The sequence below is a fragment of the Succinivibrio dextrinosolvens genome (assembly GCF_900116345.1).
Lineage (GTDB): Bacteria > Pseudomonadota > Gammaproteobacteria > Enterobacterales > Succinivibrionaceae > Succinivibrio > Succinivibrio dextrinosolvens_B.
In genome coordinates this window covers 1-4,557 of record NZ_FPAH01000078.1, presented here as the reverse complement: position 1 = coordinate 4,557, position 4,557 = coordinate 1, and the positions used below count along the sequence as shown (strand labels likewise).

Sequence of the window (4,557 nt, the reverse complement as noted above, 5' to 3'; positions counted from 1 at the left end):
CCATAACCAGCTCTTTTTCTAAAGCCTGCAACTTTGAGTAAACTACAAAGACCAAGAACAGAAAAAAGAGAAGAAAATGTATCAGTAAAATTGCTAGAAGAGGTATTTTTAGGTATCATATTCATGGTGTGTTTTTTTATGTTAACTTTTTGTTTTAGCAGATAAAATTATAACATATTAAACACACCTTTTCATCGGTATCTATCAGATATATAAGCATTTTTTTGCTTATAATCACACCTCTTCCCAAAAATAAATCAATACAAGTTTTTTAAGAGCATCAAACCTAGAGTGAATCTAGTTTTGTTTTAAATTTCCATGTGGGAAACTAGAGTTATGTAATATAAAAAAATATCAAAGCTTGCTCTTATACTATTGCGAGCTCATCTTTTGAGGACAATATTCAAATAATCAGTGATTTCAATAAGATATTATTGGGCATGAAAAAATCGTCATTTTTTATATTTGTCAAAAGGTACGTAGAATTATGAGGTTTATAGTTTATGAGAATAGTCTCTTTTTCAATACCAGGGAAAATAAGAACGATTAAAATATTTGGTATTAACTGTATTAGATATTGTGATAAAAATGTATGCTGTAAAATAAAAGACATTAAATCTTCCAATCCAACCAATCTTTTCTTAATTGATTTATTGAATTATTTTAATGAGTATCCTCAAAAAATATTAATAATGTATCAAAATTTTCTTGATGTTATAGACAAAAATATATATCAAAAACTAACAAAAGAAGACAGAATTCTTTTCTTAAGATGGATAGTGAAACGATTTGAACAAATTGATACTATATTCCCAGATGAATTAAAGAATATTGAAGATTGTTTTAATAAAGCCAAAATTATCTTTTCAAATAGGCATGATAAAAACGAATCTATGGATTTTTATATTGGAAATAAAAGAATAAAATTCATTTCTAATATAGACATAAATCTTAAAAAAGAAACAAAAGAACAAAGACTAATTAACTATTATGAGCCTGTCCATGCTTTTATGATGACTGAATATATACACGAGGGATTTCTTCCAAAAAATGGACAGTCCATTCTTGATTGTGGGGCTGCACGCGGAGATACCGCAATTCTGTTTAAAACTTTTTTTCCTGATTCTTTTGTATATTCGTTTGAATGTGATAAGTCTAATATTGAACAATTTAAGAAGAATATCAAATTAAATAAACTAAAAGATGTTTTTGTTCAAGAAGGATTTCTTTACTATAGATCTGGGGAGGCTTATTTAGCTGATAATAGAATTACCGATAGTTCAAATGAAAATAGTTTAAAAATAACAACAATAGCTTTGGACGATTATGTAAAGAAAAATAATATTGATAATATTGGATTAATTAAATTTGATATTGAAGGAGCAGAACAAGACGCATTAAAAGGCGCTATATTAACAATAAAGACTCAGCGCCCAATTCTTGCAATCCCAATTTATCATTTAAGCTCGGATGTTTATAAAATCCCCATTTTTTTATCAAAATTAGATCTATCAATGACTTTTTCTATAAAGTGGACGGAAAAGCTGGTATGGGGAGTAGATTGTGTTTTATTCGTTAGGTTTTCTGTATGAAAAAAATTAATATTAAATTTGCTTCAGGAACAAATTCAGATTTTATACAAGAAATATTATCTTATCTTAAACTAAGATTTGACGTCACGATTGATGAAAGGAATTTTGACTATTTTTTTTGTAATGAACTAATTTATAGAAATAAAGATTCTTTTGGGGAATTATTTAAATTACCTCCAAGAGTTATTAGATTTTTTTGGGGAGGAGAGGCTGTATATCCTGATCTTAATTTATTTGATTATGCCTGTTGTTATGATAATTTTGACTCGACCAGAATTCTTAAAATTCCAAATATTTATATCAGAGATTTTAATTGGTTGAAAAAAGAGAAATATCATGAATTATTTACCTATTCTAAAAATGCATCAGAGATTCTAAGACAAAAAACTAAATTTTGTAATTTTATATATGGTAATCCTCATTCTCATCCCATTAGAGATTCTTTGTTTTTTAAATTATCTGAATATAAAAAAGTTGATTCATTAGGTTCGCATTTAAACAATATAAAAATTGTTAATTCTCGATCTGACACAGATTGGCTAAAAAAAAGTATTGACTTAAAAAGTCCTTATAAATTTTCTATTGCCGCTGAAAATGCATTTTTTAAAGGATATGTTTCAGAAAAACTGATGACTTCCATGTTGGCTAACACTATTCCAATTTATTTTGGTACTAACGACGTGGTAAAAGAATTTAATCCAAAATCGTTTATCAACGTTAATGATTTTAGTTCATTGGATGATTTATTGGAAAAAGTGAAACAAATAGATAACGATGATGATTTATACTGTGAAATGATGTCAGAACCCTGGATTACACAAAAACAGTGTGAAGAAACAGTATCTGGCTACAATAAATTTTTAGAACAGTTTTTAAGTATTTTTGATTTGCCTCTCGATATTGCTGTTAGACGACCAATGGGCTGTTGGACGGATTTCATTTATCCAAATTTTTATAAAGATTTAAATAGCACAGCAAACCAAATACATTATTCCTTTAAAGATCTATTATTCTCTATTAAAAATTATCCTTCTTTATATAAGCAGATATGTATTTTCGGGATAAAATTCAAGCTAAGAAAACGACCTATAATTTTAAAAAAATGAGTGTTTTTTGTTACGTAAATTCTTAGTTGTTGTCCTTTTACTGTATACAAATGAATTGAATTTTCCTAAATGGATGAGTATGTTTCTTTGTTTATAAGAGATATTTTTATAATTGTCAAAGATATAGAGTAAAAACGATATCTTCATATAATATAATGTCCAATTGGAAATGAATATTAAATGATTTTTTGAAAGAATTATTTTTATATATAAATTAAAAGTTTCACAATATCTCGGACTATACCTCTAAAAATCCAATTATTGTGAAACTGCAACTTTTCTTGGTCTACCTCTAGGTCTCTTTGGTTTTATATTATTAGGATCGACTGGCTTAGGCTTACGACCTCTTTTCTTTGGTTCAGGTTTTGGTACAGGAACTGACAGTTCAAGCTTTTCTAATGTTTCCATTACATTGTTAAGGGTATGTATCCAATATGCATCAGCTGATACAGGTTGGCACTTTGGTGCATCTGTTCTGCGCCATGCAGAGGAGAGATCATCCATCATTTCACTGTATGACATCTCTTTCAGAACACCCGCCTTTTGAGCTTTATTGATGATTCTGCAGGTTATCAGTGTCGATATGAAGTTCACAAACTCACTGCCAATTACAGCGAAATCACCTTGAACTCTGGTCCTGTCCAAATCCTCATCTAGTTTGTAGTACTTAAATACCAGCTCAAGCTTCCATCTGTCTTCGTAGCATAGGTATGCAACCTCAGGAGGCAAATCCTGATCTGACTCTAAAACAATCAGTCCGAACTTATCCTTTTTGTCATTAAACTTCGCCAAATCAAATTTATCCTGAAGCTTAGCCTGTGTCAGGAAGGTCTTAGCTTCTAAAGATGATTTAGACTGGTCTAGGAAGGCATACAAGAACTTTCCTCCCTTGATTTGCTTTTTGCAGTACAGAACATTGGCATCAATTCCAGATAGAACTCCCTGGAATGAGAGCATGTCATTATCCTTTATTCTTACATCATTCCTCTTGATTGGAGAAAGGAAGGGCAGATTAGGACGAACCTCCAAATCATTCTTAATCTTGCTTGGAGGAAAACCTTTATCAGCAACAATAATGCCTCTATCTATGTCGTTATCTCTGATAAAAGGGGAGTAGGCACTGGCATCAATACAGTTACCAGGGAATACCTGCGCACATATAGGTTCCATTCTTTCAATATCGTAAGCATAAATGACAGATATCTCCCTTGTGTTCTTTACTCTGGCCTTGTAAGAGAATGCAGATAAGTCGTTAACCGTACTGTTATCCTGTTTGAGAGTACCATCAATTGCAATGTGGTGCTCTGCCATAACATATTGAATTCGCTTTAAAAAGTAAGTCGGAACTATTAACAGCTTTTTAAATGAAGTAAATTTAAATCTTTTCTAACTCTTTGATTTAAATATTAAATCTTTATCGTTAATCAGCTTGCTTATAATTCGCTTTATCTGCAGATTTTTCTTTATTTTTGGAGATTTGTGATACTGGTTGGAAATTCTGCTCCTCATTTAATCAGGAGCAGCTAGATTCCTTTATTTAGAAGCGAATTCTACTGTAGATGAGACAGTACAAGTTCTTTGTAGTCGAAGGGTGTTAATCCAGATATGTCGATCTTGTCATAGCAGCACTTATTATCCGGATCATACATATTCAATGTAGCCCCACCGTCCTTAGACTTTTTTCTTCCTGGTAATTTGAAAGCATCGTCATCAGGATTCTGCTCGTCCAGCAGGCTTAAGCGGTATTTCATGTTGGCAATAAGCCATATTATGTAATCGTAGACAGGAATACCATTATTCAGGCAGTTGGCTGTTATAGTCAGGCAGTCCGTAAAGGCATGGCTTGAGTCAACCGTGTT

4 protein-coding genes are annotated in these 4,557 nt (G+C 31.1%); 2 read left to right on the top strand and 2 right to left on the bottom strand.

The genetic code is table 11. The annotated features are described in order from the left end of the window. Positions 1-503 precede the first annotated feature (503 nt). On the top strand, positions 504-1,592 hold the full coding sequence (locus tag BM308_RS13040) for an FkbM family methyltransferase (protein WP_074945805.1): 1,089 nt from the start codon (positions 504-506) through the stop codon (positions 1,590-1,592). After that, the gene (locus tag BM308_RS13035) at positions 1,589-2,698 is read left to right on the top strand and encodes a glycosyltransferase family 10 domain-containing protein (RefSeq protein WP_074945803.1); all 1,110 of its coding nucleotides are present in this window, start codon (positions 1,589-1,591) and stop codon (positions 2,696-2,698) included. Before BM308_RS13040 ends, BM308_RS13035 begins: the two co-directional genes overlap by 4 nt. A gap of 258 nt (positions 2,699-2,956) precedes the next feature. Here the strand turns inward: BM308_RS13035 and BM308_RS13030 are convergent, their stop codons facing one another. Both BM308_RS13030 and BM308_RS13455 read right to left on the bottom strand, forming a co-directional pair. Further along, positions 2,957-4,009 (bottom strand): transposase, encoded by a 1,053-nt coding sequence (locus BM308_RS13030; RefSeq protein ID WP_306706578.1) that lies wholly within the window; start codon positions 4,007-4,009, stop codon positions 2,957-2,959. A gap of 239 nt (positions 4,010-4,248) precedes the next feature. Continuing rightward, on the bottom strand, positions 4,249-4,557 hold a 309-nt coding region (locus BM308_RS13455; RefSeq protein WP_177214462.1), incomplete at its 5' end, for a hypothetical protein.